The sequence below is a fragment of the Kribbella sp. NPDC031520 genome (genome assembly GCF_055580825.1).
The window spans coordinates 77517-103839 of sequence record NZ_JBVIKS010000008.1 but is presented as its reverse complement, the minus strand read 5'-3'; the positions used below and the strand labels follow the sequence as shown (position 1 = coordinate 103839).

The following is a 26323-nucleotide window of genomic DNA, read 5'->3' as shown; positions in this document are numbered from 1 at the left end:
ATCCTCGGTTCCGCTTCCGGGTCCCGTGGTCTGCCGCGTCGCGGCCTCACCCCGTAGTTCGGCTCCATTTCGTCGTTCCCCAGGTAGGACGGGTGCAGTGGCGCGGCTGCGGGCCCGTGTGGTCCAGGCCAGAGTGCCACACTCCGCTGCGTAGTGGGCGGCGGAGCCTCTCTGCCAGGTGCCGCGTTGTGGACGCAGCGTCCTCGGACGCTCACTGGACCGCCGATGTCACCTCGATGTCACCTGGGGAGGCGCTTTGTCACATGCCTGAAACAAACGGACCGATCGGCTGAAACGGCGCGCCGACACCGTTTGCGATGTGGCCGTGCGGCGGGCTCCCCGGCGTTGTGGAGCTTCCCGACTGAGGACGCCGGCTACCTCAGAACATGGAAGGGACGACGCTCATGACGATTGTGCCCGGCGATACCGCCTGGGTCCTGGCAAGCGCCGCTCTGGTGATGCTGATGACACCGGGCCTGGCTTTCTTCTACGGCGGCATGGTGCGCGTGAAGAGCGTGCTGAACATGATGATGATGAGCTTCATCACCATCGCCGTCGTGACCATCCTCTGGGTGGTGGTCGGCTACTCGCTGACGTTCGCGGGTGACACCGGGCACGTGATCGGAGACTTCTCCGAGGTAGGCCTCAAGGGCCTGCTCTCGCCGGACGCGGTGAGCGGGACGACGCCCACGCTCGCATTCGTCGCGTTCCAGCTGATGTTCGCGATCATCACCCCCGCGCTGATCTCCGGCGCGATCGCCGACCGGGCGACGTTCCGCGGCTGGATCGCGTTCGTGGTCGGCTGGACCCTGCTCGTGTACTTCCCGGTCGCGCACTCCGTGTGGTTCCTGGACAAGGGCAACGGTGGCTGGATCGGTGACAAGCTCAAGGCGGTCGACTTCGCCGGAGGTACGGCGGTCCACCTGAACGCCGGTGCTGCCGCGCTCGCGCTGGCGATCGTGCTCGGCAAGCGGATCGGCTGGAAGAAGGACCCGATGCGGCCGCACAGCCTGCCGCTGGTGATCCTCGGCGCCGGTCTGCTGTGGTTCGGCTGGTTCGGCTTCAACGCCGGCTCCGCGCTGAGCGCCGGCACCACCGCTTCGGTCACCTTCGTGAACACCCAGGTCGCCACCGCCGCGGCGGTGATCGGCTGGCTGATCGTCGAGCGGCTCACGCACGGCAAGGCCACCACGCTGGGTATGGCCTCCGGCGCGGTCGCCGGTCTGGTCGCGATCACCCCGTCCTGTGGTGCGGTCACCCCGCTCGGCGCGATCGCCGTCGGTGTGCTGGCCGGTGCGATCTGCGCCTTCGCGGTCTCGCTGAAGTACAAGCTCGGCTTCGACGACTCCCTCGACGTGGTCGGTGTGCACTTCGTCGGCGGTCTGTTCGGTTCGCTCGCGATCGGCCTGTTCGGTACGGCGGCGGCGCCGTCGGCCGTGGACGGCCTGTTCTACGGTGGCGGTGCCACCCAGCTCGGCCGGCAGGCGCTGGCCAACCTGGTCGTCGGCGTGTACTCCTTCACCGTCGCGTTCATCCTCGGCAAGGTGATCGACAAGACGATCGGCTTCCGGCTCAAGGAGGACGACGAGATCACCGGTGTCGACCAGGTCGAGCACGCTGAGACGGCGTACGACTTCCTGAGCGCAGCGGGCCTGCGCGGCATGCTGGGGACGCGCCCCGCCCCCGCTGAGACCGAGAATGGGACCACCGACGCTTCGGAGAAGGAAGGTGTCAAGGCATGAAGCTGGTCACCGCGGTGGTTAAGCCGCACAAGCTCGACGACGTGCGGGCCGCGCTGGAGACGTTCGGGGTCACCGGTATGACGGTCACCGAGGCGAGCGGCTACGGCCGGCAGAAGGGCCACACCGAGGTCTACCGCGGCGCGGAGTACGAGGTGGACCTGGTGCCGAAGGTGCGCCTCGAGGTGGTCGTCGAGGACGGCGACAGCGCTGACGTCGTGGACGTGATCGTGAAGGCCGCCCAGACCGGCAAGATCGGTGACGGCAAGGTCTGGGTCACCCCGGTGGAGACGATCGTGAGGGTCCGCACCGGCGAGCTGGACGGAGACGCACTCTAGATGGTTGACCGCGCAGAGCAGCGGCGGGTTCGGGCCCTCGAGGCGGACGAGCTGCTGCAACTGCTGCTGGCGAAGGCCTGCGACGCCCTCGGTGTACCTACCGAGGGCGTCGCCCTCGTCGCTGTAGGCGGATACGGCCGCGAGGAGCTCTCGCCGTACAGCGACCTCGACGTGATGCTCGTGCACGCCGAGGGGTACCCGCGGATCGACGAGCTGGCTGCCCAGATCTGGTACCCGCTGTGGGACTCCAGGACCAAGCTGGACCACAGCGTGCGCACGCTGGCCGACGCGCAGCAGGCAGCCGCTGCGGACGACAGGGTGGCGCTGGGCCTGCTCGACGCGAGGCATGTCGCCGGTGACACGCACCTGACGCTGCAGCTCCGGTCTGTGCTCATGGCCGACTGGAGACGTACGGCGAAGTCCCGGCTGCCCGGTCTGGCCCAGGCCTGCCGTGACCGGGCCTCCAACGTCGGAGAGCTCGCGCACCTCGCGGAACCCGACCTCAAGGAGGCGTACGGCGGTCTGCGCGACGCCGTCGTACTGCGGGCGCTCGTGGCGTCGTGGCTCGTCGACGTACCGCATCCCGTGGTGGAGCGGGCACGGCGCGATCTGCTCGAGATCCGCGACGTACTGCACGAGGTCGCCGGGCGCGCGACGGACCGGCTGGTGGCCGACCTGGCCGGTGAGGTCGCGGCGGGGCTCGGCTTGTCGGGTCGGGACGAGCTGCTGCGGCATGTGTACGCGACCGGGCGAACGCTGGCGCATGTGTGTGACGTGTCGTGGCGACGCGTCGAGAGCCTGATCACGAAGCCGCCGCGCTCCAGGCGCCGCCAGCGGACCGGTGGACCGCTACTGCTTGCGCTGGACGAGGGAGTTGGCCAGCACGAGGGTGAGGTCGTGCTGATGCCGGACGCGCGGCCAGAGCGCGACGCTGTGCTCGGTCTGCGCGCTGCTGCGGTCGCTGCGGACCGTGAGCTCGTCCTGTCGCCTGCTGTGTGCGCACGGCTGGCGTCGTCGGCTGCTGAGCTGCCGGAGCCGTGGCCGGGGGAGGCACGGCGATTGCTGTGCGCGCTGCTCGGTGCTGGGTCCGGTCTGCTCGAGGTATGGGAGGCGCTGGACCAGGCTGGGTACATCTCGCGGCTCCTGCCCGAGTGGGATGCAGTACGGTTCCGGCCGCCGCAGTCGGCGATCCACCGGTTCACTGTCGACAGGCACCTGCTCGAGACCTGTGTCGAGGCCTCTTCGATGGTGCGTGACGTACGGCGGCCGGACCTGTTGCTGGTGGCTGCTCTGCTGCACGACCTCGGTAAGGCGCTCGACGGCGACCACAGCGTCACCGGTGCGGGCATTGCGGCGCGGGTAGCGCGCCGGATCGGCTTCAGTGAGGCTGACGCCGACACCATCACGTTGCTGGTCCGCCAGCACCTCATGCTCGCGCAGGTCGCCACGCGGCGCGATCTTGAAGACCCGATGACGGTGGACATGGTCGCCGGCATCGTCCACAGCACCGAGACCCTGGACCTGCTGGAGGCGTTGACGTACGCCGATGCGCGCGCGGCTGGTCCTGCCGCGTCGTCGCCGTGGCGGATGCGGCTCGTAGGAGAGCTGTGCCGGCGGGTACGCGGTGAGCTCGCAGGCGGCGGCGAGAGCATGTGGAGCGACACCCCTCCTGTTCCGGTACCTGTACTGCACCAGGTCGTCGGTGTCGGGCGTCTTGGCGTCACGGTGTCCGATCACCACGGCGACCTGCGCGTGAACGTCGCGGTACCCGATCAAGTGGGGACCCTGTCGACGGTTGCCGCCGTGCTGGCTGTTGAGCGGCTCGCTGTGCGGTCTGCTGTCGTCACCTCTGTTGACGGGCTGGGTATCTCGCAGTGGACCGTTGCTGGATCACCTCCCGATCCGGTGCGTCTGCGGGACCGGCTGGCGGTAGCGCTCCGGGACTCGGCGGACGTCGTACGGCGGTTGGCCGCCCGGGACTCGGCGCAGCCGCGGGTTGCCAGCAGGGTCGACTTGTTGTCAGACGCGTCCGAGACGGCCACGGTGCTACAGGTGCGGGCGCATGACCGTCCAGGGCTCATGTACGACGTGACTGCGGCGATCGCTGCTACTGGTGCGGATATTCGGTCTGCACATGTCAGCACGCTCGGTGCCGAGTGCGTGGACGTCTTCTACCTGACTGATCGCCATGGCGCTCCCCTGGAACCAGAGGACGCGCGGACGACGGCCAAGTCGGTGCTGGATCGGCTGAGCTTCTAACCTCACTACGTGGATCTTGTAGAGGCACTGCAGCGACAGGCCACCGCCTGTGAGGACCTGGGCTCTCCGATGTACGCCGAGCTGCTCCGGCTGCTCGTCGACGACTACGAGGTCGGTGGAGTCTCCGTCAGGGCGCTGGAGGGGTACGAGAACCGTTCTTTCGGCGAGGCGATCGGGCTGCGGCTGCTGGCCGCCGTACACGGGCTGGTGCTGTCCGGTACGGCTCCTGAGCTGGCGGCGTTCTACACGAGCGTGGGCGGGACGTGGGACCCAGTGCTCGGCTGGGAAGCGTTCGAGCAGCTGCTGCAGTCGCGGCTGGGGGAGGTGCGGTCGCTGCTGACACAGCCGCCGCAGACGAACGAGGTGGGTCGGGCGGCTGCCCTGTACGGCGGCCTGCTGCAGCTGGTGGAGGCGGTACCGCTGCCGGTACGGCTGTTCGAGATCGGTGCGAGTGGTGGGTTGAACCTGCGAGCAGACCGGTTCCGCTACGAGGCCGGCGGGACGTCGTACGGGCCTGCTGACAGTCCTGTGGTGTTCTCGTCAGCTTGGACCGGACGGGTGCCGTCGGTGGACCTGCGGATCGCTGAGCGGGTCGGGTGCGACATCGCGCCCGTGAACCCGCTGACGCCGAGCGGTGCGCTCACGTTGACGTCGTACGTCTGGCCCGACATGGCTGACCGCTTGGCGCGGCTGCGTGGTGCGCTGGCGATCGCCCACGACGTACCGGCCGACGTACGGCGAGAGGAGGCGGTCTCGTTCCTACATGCCTTGGAGCTGTCGGAAGGCCACGTCACGGTCGTCTGGCACTCGATCATGTGGCAGTACCTCCGCCGCCCGGACCGAGCCGCCATCGAAGCACGCCTGGCCGAGCTCGGCGCCCAGGCCACCCACTCCGCCCCCTTAGCCCACCTGAGCCTCGAACCCCACCGAGTCCTGACCCACGACCGCGGCTCCGACGGCTACGAGTTCCGCGTAGACCTACAAACCTGGCCCACTGGCAAAACCCGCACCCTGGGTACCGCCACCCCCCACGGCCAAGACCTCGTCTGGCCGGGCCGGTAGACTCGGGGAGTTCATCGCTTCGAGGAAACGGACTGTTTCTCGTGTTCGACACGCTTTCCGATCGGCTCTCCACCGCGTTCAAGAATCTGCGGGGCAAGGGCAAGCTGACCGACGCCGACATCGACGCGACCGCCCGGGAGATCCGGATCGCGTTGCTGGAGGCGGATGTCGCGCTGCCGGTGGTGCGGGAGTTCATCGCGGCGATGAAGGAACGCGCCAGCGGTAGCGACGTACGCGGCGGGCTGAACCCGGCGCAGCAGGTGATCAAGATCGTCAACGAGGAACTGGTCAAGATCCTCGGTGGCGAGACCCGCGAGCTGCGGATGGCGAAGCGGCCGCCGACGGTGATCATGCTCGCCGGTCTGCAGGGTGCCGGTAAGACCACCCTGGCCGGCAAGCTCGCCAAGTGGCTGAAGGAGACCCGGCACCAGACCCCGATGCTGGTCGCGGCCGACCTGCAGCGGCCGAACGCGGTCACCCAGCTCCAGGTCGTCGGCCAGCGCGCCGGCGTACCGGTGTACGCGCCCGAGCCGGGAAACGGCGTCGGCGACCCGGTCGACGTGGCCCGCAAGGCGATGGACGAAGCACGGTCCAAGCAGCACAGCGTGGTGATCGTCGACACCGCCGGCCGGCTGGGTGTCGACGAGGAGCTGATGAAGCAGGCCGCGGACATCCGCGACGCGGTCAGCCCGGACGAGATCCTGTTCGTGGTCGACGCGATGATCGGTCAGGACGCGGTCACCACGGCGCAGGCCTTCCTGGACGGCGTCGGCTTCGACGGCGTCGTCCTGTCCAAGCTCGACGGTGACGCCCGCGGTGGTGCCGCGCTGTCGATCGCGCAGGTCACCGGCCGCCAGGTGATGTTCGCGTCGAACGGCGAGAAGCTCGAGGACTTCGACGTCTTCCACCCGGACCGGATGGCGTCCCGGATCCTCGGCATGGGTGACGTACTCAGCCTGATCGAGCAGGCGGAACGCACCTTCGACGCCGAGGAGGCCGCGAAGACCGCGGCCAAGCTGGCGAAGAAGGGCGGCAAGGACTTCACCCTGGACGACTTCCTCGCCCAGATGCAGTCGGTCCGCAAGATGGGCCCGCTGACCAAGATCTTCGGCATGCTGCCCGGTGCGAACCAGTTCAAGGACCAGCTGGAGAACTTCGACGAGCGCGAGGTCGACCGGATCGAGGCGGTCATCCACTCGATGACGCCGGCGGAGCGGAACGACCCGACGATCATCAACGGTTCCCGCCGGGCCCGGATCGCGAAGGGGTCCGGTACCGAGGTGGCCACCGTCAGCGGCCTGGTCGAGCGGTTCTTCGAGGCCCGCAAGATGATGGCCGCGATGGCCTCCGGCAAGGGCCTGCCGGGGATGCCCGGGATGCCCGGCATGCCCGGGATGGGCGGCGGCGGCCGGAAGGCCAAGCAGCAACAGCAGAAGAAGGGCAAGAAGCGCGGCTCCGGCAACCCCGCCAAGCGGGCGAACCAGGGCAACCAGCCGCAGACCCCGCAGCCGGGTCAGCTGCCCGCGGCCTTCGGCGGCGGCCAGAACGGCGGCGACTTCGAGCTGCCGGACGACCTGAAGAAGATGCTCGGCGGCAACTGACCCTTCCCGAAAGGGCAGCTTCGCGTCGGCCGAACGGATGGCGGAACGTCGTCCGTTCACCCGGCGCGCCGAGTGCTGTCCGCGGCCTACTGTGGTGGACGTGGGGGAGTGAACACCCGGGGACGAGTTGCTGAACTTGCCTGTTCGGTACTCGGTCACGGCGCACCGGCTCCGGTTGTGGCCGACCTTCCGGCGGTTAAGATCGTCCCTACGCCCGAGAGACACACCACTGCGGAATGCGTCGAGGACGGTTCGGATGAGGCAGCAGTTCAAGAACCTGGACACCTGGCGGGGAAAGTTGACCGCCACCTGGGTCTGCCTGGCTCCGCCCACCGCCATGGTCGCCGTGTTCGTGGTCGGCGGAGTCACCTCGAACACGTTCGTCGTCGACGCGCACGCGCTGGCCGCGCCGCGCCAGGACGCGGTCTTCGACGACCTGGCGAACAACGTCCCGGACCAGCCGGGCGTCGACGGCAGCCTCCCGTCGCAGGCGAAGTCCACGATCGTCGTCCCGGTCACCGGTACGACCGACGGCACCGTGCAGCCGATACCCGCCGCGTTCGGGGACGCCTCGGGTATCCCCGGCACCGTGCTGGCGGCGTACCAGAAGGCCGCCCGCGATCTGGCCATGTCGATGCCGGGCTGCCACATCACCTGGCCGCTGCTGGCCGGGATCGGCAAGGTCGAGTCCGACCACGCCAGCGGCGGCAAGGTCGACGGATCAGGCAACACCCGCGGCAAGATCCTCGGCCCGGTCCTCGACGGCGGCCCTGGTACTGCGGCCATCGCCGACACCGACCAGGGCGTGTACGACGGGAACGCGACGTGGGACCGCGCCGTCGGGCCGATGCAGTTCATCCCTGGCACCTGGAGGACGTTCGGTGCCGACGGCAACGGTGACGGCGTGAAGGACCCGCACAACGTGTTCGACGCGGCCCGCGCGGCGGGGGACTACCTCTGCTCCGGCGGCGCGAACCTGTCCGACCCGCAGGGCCTGGTGCAGGCGGTGCTGAGCTACAACCACTCGATGGACTACGTGTCCACCGTGCTGCGCTGGATGCAGTCGTACAGCAAGGACACCGTGAGCATCCCGGACAAGCCGGGACAGATCGTCGTCCCGGGCGACGACGGCAACGCCGAGGACAAGGACGGCCGGCGGACGACGACCACGACGCCGACCAGCCCGCCGACCACGGTCCCGACGACGGCGCCGACGACCGGTACGACGACCCGGCCGACCGTCGTACCGACGACGTCGAAGCCGACGTCCGGCGTGACCGCCAAGCCGACCACCCCGAAGCCGACGAACGGCCCGGGCTCCACGTCGCCGACCAAGACGCCGACGACCCCGCCGAGCACCCCGACGACGCCGCCGACGAGCCCGACCACGCCGCCGTCGACCCCGCCGACCACCCCGCCGACGACGCCGCCCACCACTCCGCCGACGACGCCGCCGACGAGTCCGGACCCGAGCTGCTCGCCGACCACGACGCCGACGGAGACCCCGACCACGACGCCGTCGGACTCGCCGACCACCACGCCTACCACGCCGCCGGGCTCCTGTGACTCGACCGCCCCGTCGGCGTCCCAGCCGGCGAACTGAGCCGGTCCCAACCGTCGCCGAGGTAGCCGGCTTCGTTACCTCGGTGCCGGTTTTCCGAGCGCTTTCTGTAGCCGGTAACTTTGCGTCGTCTTGATGTAACTTTGTGGCGCCTGGTTCGTTGAAGGGGCTATGCGCCTAACCCGTAGTGGTAACCGTCGGGTCAAAATCATCATCGCTTCACTGTGTACCGCCCCGCTCCTGGTCGGGGCTGTTGTCACCGTCGCCTCGGGGGGAACCGGCGCCGCCGGTCAGCTCACGGCGGGCGGCCCGGTCGCCCCGTCGCCCGGTGCCGGGCTGAACAGCGGTGAGTTCGACGAACTGACGATGATCGTGCCGCAGCGTCCCGGAGTGGACGGGCAGCTCGGATCCGACAAGCCCGCCCGCGCCGACGTCCCCGTGCAAGGGGCCACCGACGGGCGATCGGTCGTCCGTCCCGGACGGCCGGGTGCCGTGAACGGCATCCCCCGCGGAGTCTTCCCCGCCTACCGCCGGGCCACCGCGAACCTCGCGGTCGTCCGGCCGAACTGTGGTCTCACCTGGCCGCTGCTGGCCGGGATCGGCAAGGTCGAGTCCGACCACGCCAGCGGCGGCCGGGTCGACGTGGCCGGCACCACCCGCGGCCGGATCCTCGGCCCGGTGCTGAACGGCCGGCACGGCAACGGCCGGATCACCGACACCGACAAGGGCAAGTACGACGCCGACCAGACCTGGGATCGCGCCGTCGGGCCGATGCAGATCATCCCGCAGGTCTGGGACGAGTTCGGGGCCGACGGCAACGGCGACGGCTTCCGCAACCCGAACAACGTGTACGACGCGGTCACCACGGTCGCCGTGGTGCTCTGCGCCGAGGGCGACGACCTGCGCAGCCCGCGTGACCTGGTCGCCTCGCTGCTCCGCTACCACCACTCCAAGGACTTCGTCGCCACGGTGCTGAAATGGATGCGGGTCTACAGCAAGAACGCGGTCCTGGTGCCGAACGCGAAGGGCAACATCGCGGCCGCGAAGCAGAACGGCAACGCGGACCGCCGGGTCGACCCGCGGGTGGTCCCGGACATCCCGGACGACACCAAGACGCCGACCCCGACGCCGACGCCGGTGACCGCCACCACGATTCCGACCGAGGCGCCGACGACCCCGTGGGACAAGCCGACGCCGCCGAAGCCGATCGAGACGCCGACGAACTGGCCGACGCACCACCCGACGTCGACGCCGACCAAGACCCCCACCAAGACGCCGACGAAGACGCCTACCACGACGCCGACGACGACCCCCACGTCGACACCGACCTCGACGCCGACCGACACCCCGACGCAGACGCCGACCGGGACACCCTGCGCCGGCAACGAGACCACCACCCCGACCTGCACGGCGGGCGGCGGCTCTCACGGCTAGCGGACCAACGGGGTACGGTCGCTCCCATGAGCGGCGTACTACGGCTGACCGGCACGGTGTTGCCGGCTGGTGAGCAGCAGGAGATCCACCTCAGCGGTGGGCTGGTCGTCGACCGGCCCGCCGCTGCTGACGTGACGACCGTGCACACCGGTGGCTGGATCGTGCCCGGGCTGGTCGACGCGCACTGCCACATCGGGCTCGACCAGCACGGCGGGGTCGACCGGGAGACACAGGAGCAGCAGGCGATCGCCGATCGCGATGCCGGCGCGTTGCTGATCCGGGACGCCGGTTCGCCGGTCGACACCCGCTGGATCGACGACCGCGAAGACCTGCCGAAGATCATCCGGGCCGGTCGGCACCTCGCCCGCTCGAAGCGGTACCTGCGCAACTACGGCTGGGAGATCGAGCCGGAGGAACTCGTCGCGTACGTCGAGCAGGAGGCCCGCCGCGGTGACGGGTGGGTCAAGCTGGTCGGCGACTGGATCGACCGCGACGCCGGCGACCTCACGCCGTGCTGGCCGGCCGACGCGCTGAACGCCGCGATCGCCCGCGCCCACGAGCTCGGCGCCAGGGTCACCGCGCACGTCTTCGGCGAGCACGCGCTGCCCGATCTGCTCGCCGCGGGCATCGACTGCCTCGAACACGGCACCGGCATCGAGCCCGACCTCCTCGCCCAGCTGGCCGAGCACCAGGTGGCCGTCGTACCGACGATGATCCAGCTGGAGAACTTCCCGCAGTACGCCGAGCAGGCCGCGGGGAAGTTCCCGGTGTACGCCGCGCACATGCGGGACCTCTACGAGCGCCGCCTGCACCGGCTGCGGGACGCGTTCGAGGCCGGCGTACCGGTGTACGCCGGGACCGACGCGGGCGGCGTACTCGGGCACGGCCTCGTCGCTCAGGAGATCCAGGCGCTGACCGAGATCGGGCTGTCGGGGGAGCAGGCGCTGGCCGCCGGCTCGTGGGCCGCCCGCGAGTGGCTGGGTGCGCCGAGCGAGCTGCGCCCCGGCGACCCGGCCGATCTCGTGGTGTACGACGAGGACCCGCGGGCGAACCCAGCCGTACTGACCCACCCGCGGCTGATCGCTCTGCGTGGACGGGTCATCCGGGGCTGAAAGGTAGAGCCTGCTGTACCGACTGCGCCCGTGCTGGTGCCGGAAGATAAGAGCATGCTCAAGAAGATGCTGTCCCGGGGTGTTCCGGCCGCTGGCTACCTGGTCATCCGCTTCTTCAAGTCGGTCACGTTGCTGGCCGCTGTCCCGGTCAGCCTGATCTGGGGCTGGCTCATCCCGGGCGCGACCGCCGGCCTGGTACGGCTCGCCAACAGTGAGCGGTACCGCGCAGCGAAGTTCCTCGGCCTCCCGCAGGCAGAGGAACTCCCGCCCGCGCTGCCGCGGCAGCCCGGGGATGTGGTCACCCTGTTCCGCGACAAGTCGTTCAAGCGCGCTCTGCGGTGTCTGTTGATGCCGGTGGTGAAGATCCCCGAGCGGTCGTCGCGGTGATCGCACTGATCGGTGCGCCCGCGGCGGTCGTCGGCATGCTGCTCTGGTGGATCGACCCTGGCAACGTCAGCCTGATGGGTATCGACGTCAACAACTGGTTCGAGGCGCTCACACTGGGCCCGCTGCAGCTCGGAGCAGGTCTGTGGTTCCTCAGCCGAGTCGCACCGCTGGTAGCGCGCAGTCACGCCAACGCGGCGCTCGAGCTCCTGGCACCTAACCCAGAGCAGTTGGAGACTGTCAGGCTCGAGCAGCGCGTGGAGGAGCTCACGAAGACCAGGGCCGGTGCTGTCGACTCCCACGGCGCTGAGCTACGCCGGATCGAGCGAGACCTTCATGACGGTACGCAGGCGCAGCTGGTGTCGCTGGCGATGCGGATCGGTGTTGCCAAGCAGACGATGGCTGACGACCCGGAGAAGGCGGCCAAGCTGCTGGACGATGCCCGTGACGGTGCAGAGCAGGCCATGACGGAGCTGCGTGGCGTACTGCGCACCATGTACCCGCCGATCCTTGCTGACCGCGGTCTGGCCGGGGCAGTGTCCGCACTGGCCGCCAGGTGCCCGTTGCCAGTGGAGCTCCGCATAGGCGAGCTCGGGCAGGTCCCAGCAGCAGTAGAGGCTTGCGCGTACTTCGTGGTCGCGGAAGCGCTCACCAACATCACCAAGCACAGTGCGGCCGGGCACGTCGACGTACAGCTCGAACGGCGTGGTCCGGAGCTCTACCTGGCGATCACGGACGACGGGATCGGCGGAGCGCGGATCAGCGAGCAGAACGACCTGCTGGGCCGGGGGAGTGGGCTGCATGGCATGCTCCATCGCGTGCAGGCGATCGACGGACACCTGGAACTGCAGAGCCCGATCGGTGGGCCGACCACCGTCGAGGTGATCCTTCCGTGCGGGTGATGATCCTCGAGGACAACCCGATCCTCGCCGAAGGTCTGAGCCTGCTGCTGGACAACTCCGGCTTCCAGGTCGCCGCGATCGCCACCGACGCGGACGAGTTCGCGAAGGCGATCGCCGAGTACGAGGTCGACATCGCAGTCGTCGACGTACGGCTGCCACCCACGTTCACCGACGAGGGCCTGCGCGCCGCGATCGAGGCCCGCCGCGTCCGGCCGGGGCTCCCGGTGCTGGTGTTCTCGCAGTACGTCGAGGAGGTGTACGCGGCCGAGCTACTCGCGGCCGGCAGCGAGGGCGTCGGGTATCTCCTGAAGGACCGGGTGTCCCGCGTCGACGAGTTCTTGGAAGCAGTACGCCGGGTTGCGGGCGGAGGCACCGTGCTCGACCCGGAGGTGGTCAGCCAGCTGATGGTGAAGCGCAGCAGCCCGCTCGACCGCCTGACGCCGCGCGAACGCGAAGTACTCGCACTGATGGCCGAGGGCCTCGGCAATACGGCTATCGGCGAAAAGCTGTTCATCTCGGACGGTGCTGTACACAAGCACGTCGGCAACGTGTTCCTGAAGCTTGACCTCCCACCGACCGACTCCGGCCACCGCAGGGTGCTGGCGGTTCTCGCTTACCTCGGCCTGTGAGCTCTTGACGCGCTTGACAACGTACGCCACTCTCATTGTCTGAGAGCGCTCTCATCCACCGAACCGCCCCTAGGTGAGGAGAGTTCACATGAAGGTCCTTTTAGCCGCCGTGCTCACGGCGGCTGCACTGACTGTGCCCACAACACAAGCGCTCGCTGTGCCCGACCAGTCCGCCGCCATGCAACGTGACTTCGGGCTGACCGAACAGCAGATGCAGCAACGGCTCGCAGCCGAGACGTCAGCCGCGAAGCTGTTGCCTACAGCGCAGAAGGCAGCCGGCGCTGCCTTCGGCGGAGCCTGGTACGACGCCAGGACGCAGAAGCTGGTCGTAGGAGTCGTCGGCCAGGACCAGGTGGCCGCCGTACGCGCTACAGGCGCTCAGGTGGTCGTCGTACCGGTAACAGCGAAGGCCCTGGACCAGCGGAAGGCTGCTGTCGACAAGCTGGCCGGCAAGGCAGTACCGGCGGCAGTGAGCGGCTGGGCTGCCGACCCGAAGTCCGGGACGGTCGTCGTCAACGTCCAAGCAGGTAAGCGTTCCAAGGCCGTCGACTCATTCTTGGCCAGGCTAGGTCCTGTCACCGTGAAGCAGGTCGCGGCTCAGGCGCCACGTACGTTCGCAGCCGGCACGGTCGGCGGGGACCCGTTCTATGTCGACAACATCCGCTGTTCGATCGGCTTCTCGGTGGTCGGCGGCTACGTGACCGCGGGCCACTGCGGGCGTGGCAGCATCGTCCGCGGCTGGGACGGTTCGGAGCAGGGCTGGTTCCAGGGCTGGTCGTTCCCGGACAACGACTATGCGTGGGTGTCGACGGGGTACGGCTGGTGGAACGTCGGCGTCGTGCTCGGCTGGGGACAGGTGAGTGACCAGCTGGTCCGCGGGTCGTGGGAGGCGCCGATCGGTTCCTCGGTGTGCCGGAGCGGTTCGACGAGCCACTGGCACTGCGGCACGATCCTGGCCAAGAACGAGACCGTGAACTACGGCAACGGCCAGCTGTTCTACGGCGCGACCAAGACCAACGTCTGCGCCGAGCCCGGTGACTCGGGCGGGTCGTTCATCACCGGCGACCAGGCGCAGGGCGTCACCTCCGGCGGCTGGGGCGACTGCAGCAGCGGCGGCGAGACCTGGTTCCAGCCCGTCAACGAGATCCTCCAGACGTACCACCTGACCCTGCAGACTGCCTGAAAAACAACAACGTCCGAAGAACCGAGTGCGATAAGCCTCAGTTCTTCGGACGTTGGTTGGGTCAGGCCGGCTCGTCCGGTACCGACTCCAGCTTCGGGGGCTCGTCCTTCTTGGTGGCCAGTGAGTCGATCAGCTGCTTGGCCAGGGCGAAGCCGGAGCCGCCCATCGTGATGGTCTTGACCAGGGTGTCCTCGATGCCCTGGGCACCGTTCAGCACGACCATGTTGCCGACCTTCTCGAACGAGCTCGCCGCCGCGGCGACGATCTGCGGGTAGGCCTCGGCGAGCTGCTGCGCGACGACGGCCTCGGTGTTCGTGGCCAGCGCCTCGGCACGGGCCTTGATACCGGCGGCCTCGGCCATCGCCTTCGCCTGTACCGCGGACGCCTCCGCCTTACCGGTCAGCTCGGTGGCCTGCGCCTGGGCCTCACCACGCAACTGGACCTCGCGGGCGTTCGCCTCGGCGGCCGCGATCTGCGCGTCCCGGCTGGCCTGCGCCAGCGTCCGCTGCCGGTACGCCTCCGCGTCGGCCGGCTTCAGTACCGTCGACTCCAGCTGCTTCTCGGCCAGCGACGCGTTCAGCTTCGCGGTCTCGGTCTCGGCGACGACGACCTGCTGGCGGGCCAGCGCCTCGGCCAGCGGGCCGGACTGCGACGCCTTGGACTTCGCCTGGTCGACCTCGGCCTGGTAACCGGCCTGGGCGATCGAGCTCTCCCGGACGGCCGCGGCCTTCTGCGCGGCGGCGGCCTGCTCGCGCTCGGTCGCCTCCCGGTCCCGCTCGGCCTGCGCGATCCGGGCCGCGGCCTCGACCGCAGCGGCCTGCGGACGGCCCAGGTTCCGGATGTAGCCGGACTCGTCGTCGATCTCCTGGATCTGCAGCGAGTCGACGACCAGGCCGAGCTTCTCCATGTCGCCGGCCAGCGAGCCACGGATGTTCGTGGTCAGCGTCTCCCGGTCGTGCAGCATCTCCTCGACCGTGGTCGAGCCGACGATCGCCCGCAGGTGACCCGCGAACAGCTCGTGGATCGTGCTCATCACCTGCTCGTCGCTCTGCTCCAGGAACCGCCGGGCCGCGTTCGCGATCGAGCCGTAGTCGTCACCGACCTTGTACGCGGTGACGCCCTTGATGTGCAGCGGGATGCCCTGGCTGGACACACACGTCACGGCAAGCGGCGTGGCCCGGATGTCGAGCGGCAACCGGCGTACGGTCTGGAAACCCGGGAGCACCGCCGTACCGCGGCCGACCACGATCTTGAAGCCGAGGGTCTCGTTGACCTGCTCGTTGCCCGAGTGCGCGCCGAGACCGGAGATGATCAGCGCCTCGTTCGGCTCCGCCACCCGCCAGACCATCCGGAAGATGATGAGCAGGGCGATCACCGCGGCAGCGGCGACGCCCACGTACGTCCACAGCATTTCCCCTCCAAGGGAACGAAAGTTAGATGGCGCGAGCCACGTAGACGGTGCGCGGCGGGTCGAAGTCGACGACGACCACCTGCGTCCCCACCTCCAGCACCTCGTCGGTCGCCGGGTAGGCGTAGAAGGCCTCGGTGGCACCCCGGACCGGCAGCATCACCTCGCCGACGATCCCGGGTGCGATCCGGCCGATCACCCGCCCCCGCTTGCCTACCATGTTGCCCCTCCGACGCACTTCCGCCTGCTCCAGTTCCCCGAAGCCTAGATCACCACGGCCGGCACCGCGGACATGCGAGTGCCCAGGTGGTCACAACGACCACCTGAGCACTCGGCGTTGTCCGTACGGTCCCGCTGCCGCTGTTACGGAGCCACTTGCAGCTCCGAGTCGCCGATCCCGCTCGGGATGAAGCCCGGAAGGGTCATGAACGTTTCGTCGGTCCCACGCCGGTGGCCGTACGTCGCCGGGATGGTGACGGTGGTGACGTACCCGCCGAGGCCGTTCAGGACGGTCCCGGAGATGACGATGTGGCTGTGGTCAGCGGTGTAGGCCCAGGTCGCTTCGCCGGAATTGTGCGCGGCCCCCTCGCCGCCGTGACCGCAGTCGGAGCCCTGGTAGTCGGAGCTGCCGTCGCTGCTGAGCTCCCACCACAACCAGACGCCACCACCCTGCGGGCCGGGGATGTTGACCGACAGTTCGATCTGGTAGATCGCCGTGTTGCCGTAGTCCGCGGCCGCAGGTGTTGCCGTCCCCAGTCCCGCGGCAAGCACGGCCGCGGAGATGGCCGCAGCGGCGACCGTCTTTCGTGCAGGCATGGTGTCCTCCCGTTGGTCGTTGCTGGATCGAGCCGGTCAGGTTCGGCTCGACTGGTCGGGAGGGCAGTCCACGCCAGGATTGCCCGGATTGGTGCGGCGAGCAAGTGTTCATTACCACCGCGACGCCGCGGTCGCACCTTGTGATCGGCGCGCCACGGGCGCATGGTTGTGCTGTCGACCTCGGGGCGGGAGGGACCATGGACGCCGATGTCCGGGTGCAGGTTGTGGACGAGGGCGCCGACGAGGGTGAGCTCGAAGTACTGGCTCTGTTGCTGCGGCAGGAGTTGCTGATGCTCGACGTGCGCTCGGTTCAGCCGTACGAGGAGGGCGCCGCGCCCGAGGGCTCGAAGGGTGGCTTGGCTGCCGTCGCCGGACTCCTGAGCGTTTCGCTCGCACCGGGACTGCAGGCCGTCGGCTCGGTGATCGTGGTGATTCGCGAATGGCTGCGCCGATCCGGATCAGTACGGACGGTGAAGCTGACCATCGACGGTGACGTGATCGAGCTGAGCGGAGCGACCGGTGAGGTCCAGCAGCAGCTGGTCGACGCGTTCGTACGGCGGCACAGCGGAGCGGACGCGTGAGATGAGCGGCTCGCGGGTCGCCCTCGTGATCGCCAACGACGAGTACGACGATCCGGGGCTGCGGCGGCTGGTCGCGCCGGCCCAGGACGCCGCGGCGCTCGCCGAGGTGCTGGCCGACCCGTCCGTCGGTGGGTTCGACGTGCGGGTACTGCGCAACGAGCCTGCGCAGCAGATCCGGGTCGCGGTCGAGGACTTCTTCGCCGACCGGATGCCGGAAGACCTGCTGTTGCTGCACTTCTCCTGTCACGGTTTGAAGAACGCCGCCGGTGAGCTGTTCCTGGCGGTCGCGGACACGAAACCGGCCCGGCTCGCGTCGACCGCGGTCGCCGCCGACTTCGTGAACCGGCAGATGGCCGACAGCCGGGCGCAGCGAATCGCGTTGTTCCTGGACTGTTGCTACGGCGGTGCGTTTCCACGCGGCATGGTCGTCCGGGCAACGGCCGAGGCGCAGGTCCGGGACGCGTTCGCGCGGCAGGCGGAGGTCGGCGGTGGACGTGGACGCGTGGTGGTCACTGCTTCCAGCGCGATGGAGTACGCGTTCGAGGGCGGCCAGTTGGCCACCGATGCCGCCGCGCCGGCTCCGTCCGTGTTCACCGGCGCGGTGGTCGACGGACTGACCACCGGCGCGGCGGACCGGGACGGTGACGGGTGGGTCGGACTCACCGAGCTGGTCGGATACGTGACCGACCGCATCCATCGGGTGACGCCGAACCAGAACCCGCAGATGTGGACCTTCGGAGCGCAGGGCGAGCTGCTGATCGCGCGCAGCCGGGTACGCCGGATCACACCGGCGCCGCTTGCGCCGGAGCTCTCGGAGGCGATGGAAAGTCCGTTGCCTGCGGCAAGGTTCGGGGTGGTCGACTACCTGCGCGAACGGCTGGCCGACGAAGACCTCGGGCAGGCGTACGCCGCCTGGCAGGCGCTCGGGCGAATGGTCGGCGACGACAGCCGCAAGGTCTCCGAGGCGGCTACGGAGGCCATCGCGGTAGCCGTGCCGAAGGTGACACCTCACGAGCTGACGCTCGATCGTGCGGGTACTGCGGAGGTGCGGTTGGACGGTCCACCGATCGCGCTGACCGCGGTGGCCTCGGCTGCTGACACCTGGCTCAAGGTCGAGCAGGACGGCGTGCTGGTCCGTGTCCGGGTCGCAGAACCCGAGCAGGCGCACGAGACGACGTCCGTGATTCTCACCGGTCCGACCGCCGAACTGACGATCCCGGTCCGGCTGACAACTCCGGACACGGACTCCGAGCCGCCGTCCCCACCACCCGAACCCGAGCCGGAACCCGCCCCACCGCCCCGGCCCGAACCACCCCACACAGAACAGCAGACGGCCACGGCAACCACGCCGCCGTGGTGGCTGATCGCCGTACTGGTGCTCGGGGCTGCCTTCCTGGTGCTGGTGAACTGGCCGGGATCCACCGATTCCCGCAAACTCTGGTACGACCCGGACCCGACCGGCTGGTACATCTACCGGACGTGGGGCGACCCGGCGATCCTCGGTTCGATCGTCGCCGTACTGGCAGCGCTGGCAGTGCGATGGACCGGCACGGTCGCACTAGGCGTCGTGGCCGGCTGCATGCTCGCCCTGTTCGAGAAGGGGGTGGCCATTCTCGGCGGCGGTATCAGCGCGGACGAATCGAGCGCGTGGGTCGTCACGATCGTTGTCAGTGCCGCTCTGGCCGCCGCTCTCGGGTTCACCCTGAGGCCGCGGACGTGGCCGCTGCGTCCCGTCCCGACGGCGCCGGCCGTCGTTGTTGTTGCCGGTGGCATCTTGCTGCTGCTCGCACTGTCCGTCCAGAGCCCCAGTGGGTACTCGGTGCTGACCGTGACGCCGCTGTTCCTGCTGGATCCCCTGACCATCGTCGCGCTCGCCTGGTCCGCGCTGGCGGCGGTGGAGGCCAGGGCACAGACCTGGCTCACCAGTGCGGTGGTGACGCTCGGGGTGCTCGATGCCCTCGGCGCCGTACCCACCTGGACCCAGGGCCACTCGGTGCCTGTCTTCCTGCTGTACCTGGCGGGCAACGTTCTGCTGGTGACCGCCGTCGTCGTTCTCATCCCCGTACGGCGCCTTCGGTCGCGCCCTTGATGAACTGGCGGGCGAAGACCGCGAACACGATCACCAGCGGAATCATCGCCATCAGCGCGCCGGTCATCACCATGCTGTAGTCGACGCCGTGCGCGCGGTTCAGCGTGGACAGTGCAACCTGCAGCGTCACGTGGTCCGGGTTGGTCAGCACGATCAGCGGCCACATGTAGTCGTTCCAGGAGCCGACGAACGTGAAGATGCCGAGGAACGCCAGGGCCGGCCGTGCGGACGGCAGCGCGACGTGCCAGTACGTACCGAAGAAGCCGCAGCCGTCCAGCGTCGCCGCCTCGACCAGCTCGTCGTGGATGGAGTTCTGGAAGTACTGCCGCATCCAGAAGATCCCGAACGCGTTCGCTGCGCCCGGGATGATCAGCGCCTTCAGCGAACCGACCCAGCCGAGGATCGCCATCGTCTGGAACTGCGGTACGGCCGCCAGTTGCGCCGGCAGCAGCATCGTCGCGAGCAGGATCACGAACAACGCGTTCCGCCCCGGGAACCGGAACTTCGCGAACGTGAACGCGGCCAGCGAGTCGAAGAACAGCACCAGCGCCGTGGTCGAGACCGCCACGACCGCGGTGTTCCCCATCGACTGGAAGAACGCGACGTTGGTCAGTACGTGGTGGACGTTGTCGCCGAAATGCCCGCCGAACGTGAACTTCGGCGGGAACCGGTAGATGTCCGCGGTCGTGTTCGACGCCATGATGATCGTCCACACGAACGGGAACATGAACACCAGCAACGCCAGTACGAGTACGGCGTGCAGCGTGAGGCCCCGCCACCGGATGCGCGTCATCGGTCCTCACCCCGTCCGCGGAAGATCCGCCAGTTGATTGCCGTGAACAACAACACCAGCGCGAAGATGCTCAGCGCGATCGCGGCGGCGTACCCGTAGTCGTTGTCGAGGAACGCGGCCCGGTAGAAGAACAGCACCACGGTCATGCCGCTCTGCCCGGTGCCGCCGCTGTTGCCGACCATCACCTGCGGCTCGGTGAACGTCTGCAGCCCGCCGATCGTCGACATGATGACGGTGAACAGTACGACCGGACGCAGCTGTGGCAACGTGATCGAGAAGAACGTCCGGGCCGCGCCGGCCCCGTCCACCTTCGCGGCCTCGTACTGCTCCTTCGGGATCGCCTGCAGACCGGCCAGGTAGATCAGCGTGTTGTACCCGACCCACTGCCACACGATCATCGTGGAGATCGCGATCTTGATGCCCCACGGTTCGCCGAGCCAGTCCTGCTGCGGGATCCCGAGCGAACGCAGCGCGGCGTTCACCAGACCGAAGTTCGTACTGAAGATCGAGCTGAAGAAGATCGCCATCGCGACCAGCGAGGTGACGTTCGGGATGAAGTACGCGATCCGGTAAACGTTGGTGAACCGGACGGCCGACTGCAGCATCACTGCGAGCAGCAACGCCAGCACGAGCGTGGGCACCGTCGACATGAAGAACAGGACGACGGTGTTCTCCAGCGACTGCCAGAACGTCGGGTCCTTGACCAGGAACGCGAAGTTGCCGAGGCCGGTGAACCGGCGGGCACTCAGGCCGTCCCAGCGCTGGAACGCCAGCACGATCGTGGACACCATCGGGTACAGCCCGAACACCGCGAACAGCAGGTAGAACGGCGACAGCGCCAGGTAGAACCGCCAGTACGACCAGATCCGCTTCCGCGGTGGCGGCGCCGCAGCCACCGCGGGTCTGGACAACGTCGCCGTAACGGTCACTGCACCCCCTGCCGCTTGGCGATCGCCTTCGCCTTGGAGACGGCGGACGACCAGGCCGCGTCCGACGTCTTGGTGCCGGTCTGCACGGTCTTCAGCTCATCGTGGAACGGCGCCGCGACCGCGTCGTCGTACGGGCTCTGGTACGCGACCGGGATCCCCTTCGCGGCCGGTCCGAAGACGCTGATCGGTACCTGGCCGCCGAAGAACTTGTCCGCCGCCGTGAGCTGCGGCTTGTCGTACGCCGCCGGCGCCGCCGGGAAGATCTGCGCGTCGGCGAACGCCTTGGCCTCGTTGTCCGCGCTGAGCATGTACTTGATCACCTCGAACGCCTTCTGCGGATCCGCCGCGTTCTTGGTGATCGCCAGGAACGAGCCGCCGAAGTTCGCCGGGCCGCTCGGCGTCGCCGCCAGCCGCCACTTGCCGACGCTGGTCTTCACCGCGGACTTGATGTCGGAGGCGACCCAGGCGGCGCCGATGTGCGCGGGCACCGTGCCCTGGTCGAGGCCGGCGTTCCAGTCCGGGCTGCCGCTCGGCGTCTTGCCGTCGATCTTCATCGTCATCGCCTTGACCGAGGTGTCCCAGGCCTTGCGGATGTGGTCCTGGTCGCCGATGAACTTGTTGTCCTTGGAGATGTACCGCTCGGTGCCCTGGCCGATGACCATGTCGTACAGGTCGGTGGCGTCCCAGACGAGCAGTGCCTTCGGGTTCTTCGCCTTCAGCTGGACGCCGGCGGCGAAGAAGTCGTCCCAGGTCTTCAGCTGGTCGGCCACCTTGGCCGGATCGCTCGGTAGGCCGGCCGCGGCGAAGACGTCCTCGCGGTAGAACAGCGCCGTCGGCCCGACATCGATCGGCAGCCCGATCACCTTGCCGTCCAGCGTCGTCGCCTGCTTGACCTTCCAGTCCAGGTAGTCGCCGAGGACCGAGTCCGCGCCGACGCTCTTCAGGTCCACGAACCGGTCCGCCTGGGGCAGCAGCGAGGCGATGTCCTCACCCTTGAGGCCGGTGATGTCCGGGATCCCGGTGCCGCCGTTGAACGTGGTGACCAGCTTCTGCTTGAAGTCGCCGCCGATCTCGGAGTACTTGATCTTCGGGTCCGGGAAGTGCGCGATCGTGTCGGTCAGTACCGACTTGCCGAGGCCGCCCGGCCAGCACCAGAAGGTCAGCTCGGTGGCGACGTTCTTCTTGGCCGGCGCACCGGCGTTGTTCATTCCGGACGAGCAGCCGACGAGCGCGCCACTCGCTACGGCCGCGAAGCCCCCGAGCAGCGTCCGACGTGAGAGCTCCATGGTTCTACCTTCCTGAGTGGGCGCTGATCAGCGCTTCCAGCTGGTGGTCTTCGGGGTTCGCGTCCTGCCAGGCCGCGAGGTCTGCCCAGCGCGGCGCGGCGTCCGCACCGCCGAGCCGGGTGACGGAGATGGCCGCTGTGAGTGCGGCGAACCGCACGCGTTGCTCGAGCGGCAGCTCCCAGAGCGTGGCCGCGATGAAACCGGCGGCGAACACATCACCCGCCCCGGTGGTGTCCGCCGCCGGGACCGGATACGCAGGTACGGCGACCTGCTCGCCAGTGCCCGCATCGATCGCGAGAGCACCTGCTGCACCGTTCGAAACGACGACCAGCGGTACCCGCTCCGCCAGCCGGCGCATCGCTTGCTCCGGTGAGTCTGTGCGGGTGTAGGCCATCGCTTCGTCGGCGTTGGGCAGAAAGACGTCGCAGTGCTCGAGCTGATCGAGTACTGCGGGGTCCCACTGCTCGGTCGGGTCCCACCCGACATCGGCGAACACCACGCTGCCGGCCGCCTTCGCCTTCGCCAGCCACTCGTTCGGCCAGGATCCGATGTGGGCGGCGACGGCCCGGGCAGCCGGCGGCGTGGTGATCAGCTCGTCGGCCGACAGTAGGGGTGACGTGCCCCTCGTGACCAGCGCACGGTCGTTCTCGTACGCGAGGGCCACGGTGAGCGGCGTCTGCCAGCCGGCGAGTCTGCGGGAGAGTGACAGATCGATGCCCTCGGCGGTCAGCCGCGTCCACACCCGGTCGCCCAGGTCGTCCGCGCCGAAAACTGCGGCCATTCCGGTACGCAGCCTGAGCCGGGCGAGCGCGACCGCGAAGTTCGCGATCCCGCCGGGGCTCTCGTGCGACTCGGTGGCCCACACCTCGGTGCCGGGCCGCGGAGGAGTGGGCAGGCCGAGCACCAGGTCGTGGAAGACCAGACCGGACACGACAACATCCAGAGCAGGTACGTCCAGCTCGTGCATGTGCAGCCACACTCCTGCATGCTCGATCAAACTCGTGCATGAATCTTGAAACGTGTGCACAGGTTTAGCAATACCTGCTCATAGATTTGACTGATAATGACGGAGTTTGCGTGATACGGTCTGCCTGTGTTGCCGAAGCAGCGACAGGATCAGATCGTCCGGGCGCTCCGGGCCGACGGGGCCGGGGGCGTCAAGGTGCTTGCCTCCAAGCTCGGCGTGAGCGAGGCGACGATCCGCCGCGACCTGGAGCAGCTGCACGCCGAGGGCCGACTGACCCGGGTGTACGGCGGAGCGCTCGCGGTCGACGGCGGCGACGAACCGTTCGCGGACGTCAACGCCGTACATGCCGAGGAGAAGGACCGGATCGCGCGCAGGGCCGCCGAGTTGGTGACCGACGGTGAGTCGGTGCTGCTCGACATCGGTACGACGGCACTCCGGGTGGCGCAACACCTGCACGGCCGGTCGTTGACGGTTGTGACCAGCAACCTCGCCGTACTGGAGGAGCTGCAGAACGACGAGCAGATCGAGCTGATCGTGCTCGGTGGATTCGTACGGCGCTCGTACCGGTCGTTGGTCGGCTACCTGACCGAGGAGAGCCTGCGGCAGATCCACGTCGACTGGCTGTTCCTCGGGACCAGCGGGGTCCGTCCGGACGGCCGGGTGATGGACAGCACGATGATCGAAGTTCCGGTGAAGCGGGCGATGATCAACGCGGCGGACCGCGTCGTACTGCTCGCCGACGGGACCAAGTTCCCGGGCCACGGGGTGGCGCGGGTGTGTGAACCGGGTGAACTGACGATGGTGGTGACCGAGCCCGGCGCCGACGAGGCCACCCGGGCCCAACTGGCGGAGGCGGGAGTACAGGTGGTTTTGGCGTGAACACGCGGATCCAGGGGGTGTCGCTGTGCGACTGACGATTCTCGGCGGGGGCGGGTTCCGGGTTCCGCTCGTTTACCACGCGCTGCTGGGTGATCTCGGCGACGGCCGGATCACCGACGTGATGCTGTACGACACCGACCGGACCCGGCTTGCCGCGATCGGCGCCGTCCTGCGCCAGCAGGCGGACGCCGCTGATCCAGGCCTGACGGCGCCGGTGGTGACGGAGACGACCGACCTGGACGAGGCCCTGCGCGGCGCCGACTTCATCTTCTCGGCCATCCGCGTCGGCGGCCTCGACGGCCGCACGGTCGACGAACGCGTCGCCCTCGGCCTCGGCGTCCTCGGCCAGGAAACGGTCGGAGCCGGCGGCATCGCGTACGGCCTTCGCACTCTCCCGGTCGCGCGGCAGATCGCCCAACGCATCGCGGCCGTCGCACCCGACGCCTGGACGATCAACTTCACCAATCCCGCGGGCATGGTGACCGAGGCCATGCTCCCGTTCCTGGGCGATCGGGTCATCGGTATCTGCGACTCACCGTCCGGGCTCGGACGGCGCGCGGCGTTGGCTCTCGGCGTGGAGCCGTCAACCGCGTTCTACGACTACGCGGGCCTCAACCACCTCGGCTGGCTTCGGGGACTCCGCTCCGGCGGCGTGGACCGGCTGCCCGAGTTGCTGCAGTCGTCCGGGGCGCTGTCGTCCTTCGAAGAGGGCCGGCTGTTCGGCGCGGACTGGCTCCGCTCGATCGGCTCGATCCCGAACGAGTACCTGCACTACTACTACTTCGCCCGCGAGACGCTGGCCGCCGTACAGGCTGTCCGGCAGACGCGTGGCGCGTTCCTGCTCGAGCAGCAGTCCGCGTTCTACGCCGAGACCGGGCGACACCCGGACCAGGCGTTCGAGTTGTGGCAGAAGACCCGGGCCGAGCGCGAGTCGACGTACATGGTGGAAAGCCGTGAGGTCGCGGACGCGGGGGAGCGGGACGAACGCGACATGGCCGCCGGCGGGTACGAGCAGGTCGCGCTGTCGCTGATGCGGGCGATCGCGCACAACGAACGCGCGTCGCTGATCCTGAACGTCCGCAACCGCGGCGTACTACAGCACTTGGACGACGACGCGGTCGTGGAGATCCCGTGCACGGTGGACGCGAACGGTGCGCTGCCGGTCACCGTGTCCCAGCTCACCGACCACCAGGCAGGGCTCGTCTGCGCGGTGAAGGCCGTGGAACGATCGACGATCGATGCCGCCACGTCGGGGTCGCGGGACGCGGCCGTACGGGCGTTCGCCTGGCACCCGCTGGTCGACTCGGTGACGGTCGCCCACGAGTTGCTGGACTCGTACGTCGAACAGCTCCCGGACCTCGGGTACCTGCGCGGCTGAGGCCGATTGGTGTCCACGCTGTGGGATCTGGCACAATGTCAGGCTGAGTCCGTCCTGGTTTCGTGCAGCCCTCTAACTCCACTGCCCGGCCGGCCCATCGAGTGCCGCCACGTTGTCCCCACGACGCGGTCGTGCTGCTCACCCAGAATGTAATTTCCGAGGGAGACCACCCGAAAGTGGCAGTCAAGATCCGTTTGAAGCGCATCGGCAAGAAGCGCACCCCGCACTACCGCATCGTCGTGATGGACGCCCGCACCAAGCGGGACGGCCGGGCGATCGAGGAGATCGGGATCTACAACCCGAAGACCGAGCCGTCGTTCATCCGCGTCGAGTCGGAGCGGGCGCAGTACTGGCTGGGCGTCGGCGCGCAGCCGAGCGAGGCCGTCGAGGCGATCTTCAAGGCCTCCGGCGACTGGCAGAAGTTCAAGGGCCTGGAGGCCCCGGCGCCGCTGCGGGTCGCCGAGCCGAAGCGGGACAAGCAGGAGATCTTCAACGAGGCGCTGGCCGAGGCCCACGGTTCGCTGAAGACCGAGGCCGTCACCGCGAAGAAGACCGCCAAGAAGGCCGCGAAGTCGGACGACACCGCGAAGGACGCCGCCGCCGAGGCCCCGAAGGCCGACGAGGCGCCGAAGGCTGAAGCTCCCAAGGCTGAGGCCCCCAAGGCTGACGAGGCCAAGGCCGACGAGGCTGCGGCCGAGACCACCGAGGCCTGACGATGATGGAGACCGAGGCGCTCGAGCACCTGGTCCGAGGCATCGTGGACAACCCCGACGACGTCAGCGTCCGGGCCCGGAACCTGCGCCGTGGCCGCACCCTCGAGGTGCACGTCCACCCCGACGACATCGGCAAGGTGATCGGCCGCAACGGCCGGACCGCCACCGCGATCCGTACCGTCGTCGGCGCGCTCAGCTCCGAGTCCTCGCTGCGCATCGACTTCGTCGACGAGTTCAACCGGCGCCCGCGCCGCTGACCTCAGCAGTCCACAATGAAGGG

The 26323-nt window shown here is 68.7% G+C and carries 25 protein-coding genes; 18 read left to right on the top strand and 7 right to left on the bottom strand.

Features of this window, described 5'->3' with window-relative positions:
- Positions 1 to 404: 404 nt before the first annotated feature.
- The 12 genes from ACZ5BU_RS34565 (at position 405) to ACZ5BU_RS34510 (ending at position 14204) form a co-directional block, all read left to right on the top strand.
- Positions 405 to 1742 (top strand): ammonium transporter, encoded by a 1338-nt coding sequence (locus tag ACZ5BU_RS34565; protein ID WP_465704861.1) that lies wholly within the window; start codon positions 405 to 407, stop codon positions 1740 to 1742.
- A complete protein-coding gene (locus tag ACZ5BU_RS34560) occupies positions 1739 to 2077 on the top strand; it encodes a P-II family nitrogen regulator (RefSeq protein WP_465704859.1) in 339 nt (112 codons plus the stop codon). The genes ACZ5BU_RS34565 and ACZ5BU_RS34560 overlap by 4 nt, the downstream gene beginning before the upstream one ends.
- The gene (locus ACZ5BU_RS34555; protein WP_465704857.1) at positions 2078 to 4336 is read left to right on the top strand and encodes a [protein-PII] uridylyltransferase; all 2259 of its coding nucleotides are present in this window, start codon (positions 2078 to 2080) and stop codon (positions 4334 to 4336) included.
- 9 nt (positions 4337 to 4345) lie between these two features.
- Positions 4346 to 5398, top strand: coding sequence for a DUF2332 domain-containing protein (locus ACZ5BU_RS34550; protein WP_465704855.1), 1053 nt, complete (start codon positions 4346 to 4348; stop codon positions 5396 to 5398).
- A gap of 41 nt (positions 5399 to 5439) precedes the next feature.
- Entirely contained in the window at positions 5440 to 6999 is a 1560-nt protein-coding gene (gene ffh / locus ACZ5BU_RS34545; protein WP_465704854.1) for a signal recognition particle protein, read from the top strand.
- Between the two features lie 256 nt (positions 7000 to 7255).
- Positions 7256 to 8602: a lytic transglycosylase domain-containing protein gene (locus tag ACZ5BU_RS34540; RefSeq protein ID WP_465704852.1), complete on the top strand. Its 1347-nt coding sequence runs from the start codon at positions 7256 to 7258 to the stop codon at positions 8600 to 8602.
- Positions 8603 to 8731: 129 nt separating this feature from the next.
- Positions 8732 to 9994: a lytic transglycosylase domain-containing protein gene (locus ACZ5BU_RS34535; RefSeq protein ID WP_465704850.1), complete on the top strand. Its 1263-nt coding sequence runs from the start codon at positions 8732 to 8734 to the stop codon at positions 9992 to 9994.
- Positions 9995 to 10020: 26 nt separating this feature from the next.
- Complete coding sequence (locus tag ACZ5BU_RS34530; protein WP_465704848.1) at positions 10021 to 11106, top strand: amidohydrolase family protein; 1086 nt, start codon at positions 10021 to 10023, stop codon at positions 11104 to 11106.
- Positions 11107 to 11160: 54 nt separating this feature from the next.
- Positions 11161 to 11493, top strand: a complete 333-nt coding sequence (locus ACZ5BU_RS34525; protein WP_465704846.1) for a hypothetical protein — start codon at positions 11161 to 11163, stop codon at positions 11491 to 11493.
- Positions 11490 to 12392, top strand: a complete 903-nt coding sequence (locus tag ACZ5BU_RS34520; RefSeq protein ID WP_465704844.1) for a sensor histidine kinase — start codon at positions 11490 to 11492, stop codon at positions 12390 to 12392. Before ACZ5BU_RS34525 ends, ACZ5BU_RS34520 begins: the two co-directional genes overlap by 4 nt.
- Positions 12392 to 13021 (top strand): LuxR C-terminal-related transcriptional regulator, encoded by a 630-nt coding sequence (locus ACZ5BU_RS34515; protein ID WP_465705163.1) that lies wholly within the window; start codon positions 12392 to 12394, stop codon positions 13019 to 13021. The genes ACZ5BU_RS34520 and ACZ5BU_RS34515 overlap by 1 nt, the downstream gene beginning before the upstream one ends.
- A gap of 88 nt (positions 13022 to 13109) precedes the next feature.
- On the top strand, positions 13110 to 14204 hold the full coding sequence (locus tag ACZ5BU_RS34510) for a S1 family peptidase (protein WP_465704842.1): 1095 nt from the start codon (positions 13110 to 13112) through the stop codon (positions 14202 to 14204).
- 61 nt (positions 14205 to 14265) lie between these two features.
- On the opposite strand, the gene ACZ5BU_RS34505 is transcribed toward ACZ5BU_RS34510, so the two are convergent.
- The 3 genes from ACZ5BU_RS34505 to ACZ5BU_RS34495 all read right to left on the bottom strand — a co-directional run bounded on the left by ACZ5BU_RS34505 (position 14266) and on the right by ACZ5BU_RS34495 (position 16428).
- Positions 14266 to 15615, bottom strand: coding sequence for a flotillin family protein (locus ACZ5BU_RS34505; RefSeq protein WP_465704840.1), 1350 nt, complete (start codon positions 15613 to 15615; stop codon positions 14266 to 14268).
- 22 nt (positions 15616 to 15637) lie between these two features.
- A complete protein-coding gene (locus ACZ5BU_RS34500; RefSeq protein ID WP_130387656.1) occupies positions 15638 to 15832 on the bottom strand; it encodes a hypothetical protein in 195 nt (64 codons plus the stop codon).
- A 143-nt stretch (positions 15833 to 15975) separates the two neighbouring features.
- A complete protein-coding gene (locus tag ACZ5BU_RS34495; RefSeq protein WP_465704838.1) occupies positions 15976 to 16428 on the bottom strand; it encodes a hypothetical protein in 453 nt (150 codons plus the stop codon).
- Positions 16429 to 16625: 197 nt separating this feature from the next.
- Between ACZ5BU_RS34495 and ACZ5BU_RS34490 the strand changes: the two genes are divergently transcribed.
- The gene (locus ACZ5BU_RS34490) at positions 16626 to 17009 is read left to right on the top strand and encodes a hypothetical protein (protein WP_465704836.1); all 384 of its coding nucleotides are present in this window, start codon (positions 16626 to 16628) and stop codon (positions 17007 to 17009) included.
- A complete protein-coding gene (locus ACZ5BU_RS34485; RefSeq protein ID WP_465704834.1) occupies positions 16948 to 19098 on the top strand; it encodes a caspase, EACC1-associated type in 2151 nt (716 codons plus the stop codon). The genes ACZ5BU_RS34490 and ACZ5BU_RS34485 overlap by 62 nt, the downstream gene beginning before the upstream one ends.
- Here the strand turns inward: ACZ5BU_RS34485 and ACZ5BU_RS34480 are convergent.
- The 4 genes from ACZ5BU_RS34480 to ACZ5BU_RS34465 are packed head-to-tail and all read right to left on the bottom strand — an operon-like array spanning position 19064 to position 23073.
- A complete protein-coding gene (locus ACZ5BU_RS34480; protein ID WP_465704832.1) occupies positions 19064 to 19891 on the bottom strand; it encodes a carbohydrate ABC transporter permease in 828 nt (275 codons plus the stop codon). The two genes, ACZ5BU_RS34485 and ACZ5BU_RS34480, sit on opposite strands and share 35 nt — an antisense overlap.
- Positions 19888 to 20820 carry a carbohydrate ABC transporter permease gene (locus ACZ5BU_RS34475; protein WP_465704830.1) on the bottom strand — a complete coding sequence of 311 codons (933 nt, stop codon included), beginning with the start codon at positions 20818 to 20820 and terminating at the stop codon, positions 19888 to 19890. Before ACZ5BU_RS34475 ends, ACZ5BU_RS34480 begins: the two co-directional genes overlap by 4 nt.
- A complete protein-coding gene (locus ACZ5BU_RS34470) occupies positions 20817 to 22106 on the bottom strand; it encodes an ABC transporter substrate-binding protein (RefSeq protein ID WP_465704828.1) in 1290 nt (429 codons plus the stop codon). Before ACZ5BU_RS34470 ends, ACZ5BU_RS34475 begins: the two co-directional genes overlap by 4 nt.
- A gap of 4 nt (positions 22107 to 22110) precedes the next feature.
- Entirely contained in the window at positions 22111 to 23073 is a 963-nt protein-coding gene (locus ACZ5BU_RS34465; protein WP_465704826.1) for a carbohydrate kinase family protein, read from the bottom strand.
- A 126-nt stretch (positions 23074 to 23199) separates the two neighbouring features.
- Here ACZ5BU_RS34465 and ACZ5BU_RS34460 point away from each other — a divergent pair, with 126 nt between their 5' ends.
- From ACZ5BU_RS34460 to ACZ5BU_RS34445, 4 genes are all read left to right on the top strand, one after another.
- Positions 23200 to 23952 (top strand): DeoR/GlpR family DNA-binding transcription regulator, encoded by a 753-nt coding sequence (locus tag ACZ5BU_RS34460; RefSeq protein WP_465704824.1) that lies wholly within the window; start codon positions 23200 to 23202, stop codon positions 23950 to 23952.
- Between the two features lie 25 nt (positions 23953 to 23977).
- A complete protein-coding gene (locus ACZ5BU_RS34455; RefSeq protein WP_465704822.1) occupies positions 23978 to 25330 on the top strand; it encodes a 6-phospho-beta-glucosidase in 1353 nt (450 codons plus the stop codon).
- 176 nt (positions 25331 to 25506) lie between these two features.
- Positions 25507 to 26043, top strand: a complete 537-nt coding sequence (rpsP, locus tag ACZ5BU_RS34450; RefSeq protein ID WP_465704821.1) for a 30S ribosomal protein S16 — start codon at positions 25507 to 25509, stop codon at positions 26041 to 26043.
- 5 nt (positions 26044 to 26048) lie between these two features.
- Positions 26049 to 26300, top strand: a complete 252-nt coding sequence (locus tag ACZ5BU_RS34445) for an RNA-binding protein (protein WP_131292053.1) — start codon at positions 26049 to 26051, stop codon at positions 26298 to 26300.
- Positions 26301 to 26323 lie beyond the last annotated feature (23 nt).

What these genes read in the sequence shown, in the direction of transcription:
- ACZ5BU_RS34565 (WP_465704861.1), top strand. Translation starts at nt 405, where the DNA reads ATGACGATTGTGCCCGGCGATACCGCCTGGGTCCTGGCAAGCGCCGCT.
- ACZ5BU_RS34560 (WP_465704859.1), top strand. Translation starts at nt 1,739, where the DNA reads ATGAAGCTGGTCACCGCGGTGGTTAAGCCGCACAAGCTCGACGACGTG.
- ACZ5BU_RS34555 (WP_465704857.1), top strand. Translation starts at nt 2,078, where the DNA reads ATGGTTGACCGCGCAGAGCAGCGGCGGGTTCGGGCCCTCGAGGCGGAC.
- ACZ5BU_RS34540 (WP_465704852.1), top strand. Translation starts at nt 7,256, where the DNA reads ATGAGGCAGCAGTTCAAGAACCTGGACACCTGGCGGGGAAAGTTGACC.
- ACZ5BU_RS34535 (WP_465704850.1), top strand. Translation starts at nt 8,732, where the DNA reads ATGCGCCTAACCCGTAGTGGTAACCGTCGGGTCAAAATCATCATCGCT.
- ACZ5BU_RS34530 (WP_465704848.1), top strand. Translation starts at nt 10,021, where the DNA reads ATGAGCGGCGTACTACGGCTGACCGGCACGGTGTTGCCGGCTGGTGAG.
- ACZ5BU_RS34525 (WP_465704846.1), top strand. Translation starts at nt 11,161, where the DNA reads ATGCTCAAGAAGATGCTGTCCCGGGGTGTTCCGGCCGCTGGCTACCTG.
- ACZ5BU_RS34515 (WP_465705163.1), top strand. Translation starts at nt 12,392, where the DNA reads ATGATCCTCGAGGACAACCCGATCCTCGCCGAAGGTCTGAGCCTGCTG.
- ACZ5BU_RS34510 (WP_465704842.1), top strand. Translation starts at nt 13,110, where the DNA reads ATGAAGGTCCTTTTAGCCGCCGTGCTCACGGCGGCTGCACTGACTGTG.
- ACZ5BU_RS34505 (WP_465704840.1), bottom strand. Translation starts at nt 15,615, where the DNA reads ATGCTGTGGACGTACGTGGGCGTCGCCGCTGCCGCGGTGATCGCCCTG.
- ACZ5BU_RS34500 (WP_130387656.1), bottom strand. Translation starts at nt 15,832, where the DNA reads ATGGTAGGCAAGCGGGGGCGGGTGATCGGCCGGATCGCACCCGGGATC.
- ACZ5BU_RS34495 (WP_465704838.1), bottom strand. Translation starts at nt 16,428, where the DNA reads ATGCCTGCACGAAAGACGGTCGCCGCTGCGGCCATCTCCGCGGCCGTG.
- ACZ5BU_RS34490 (WP_465704836.1), top strand. Translation starts at nt 16,626, where the DNA reads ATGGACGCCGATGTCCGGGTGCAGGTTGTGGACGAGGGCGCCGACGAG.
- ACZ5BU_RS34480 (WP_465704832.1), bottom strand. Translation starts at nt 19,891, where the DNA reads ATGACGCGCATCCGGTGGCGGGGCCTCACGCTGCACGCCGTACTCGTA.
- ACZ5BU_RS34470 (WP_465704828.1), bottom strand. Translation starts at nt 22,106, where the DNA reads ATGGAGCTCTCACGTCGGACGCTGCTCGGGGGCTTCGCGGCCGTAGCG.
- ACZ5BU_RS34465 (WP_465704826.1), bottom strand. Translation starts at nt 23,073, where the DNA reads ATGCACGAGCTGGACGTACCTGCTCTGGATGTTGTCGTGTCCGGTCTG.
- ACZ5BU_RS34445 (WP_131292053.1), top strand. Translation starts at nt 26,049, where the DNA reads ATGGAGACCGAGGCGCTCGAGCACCTGGTCCGAGGCATCGTGGACAAC.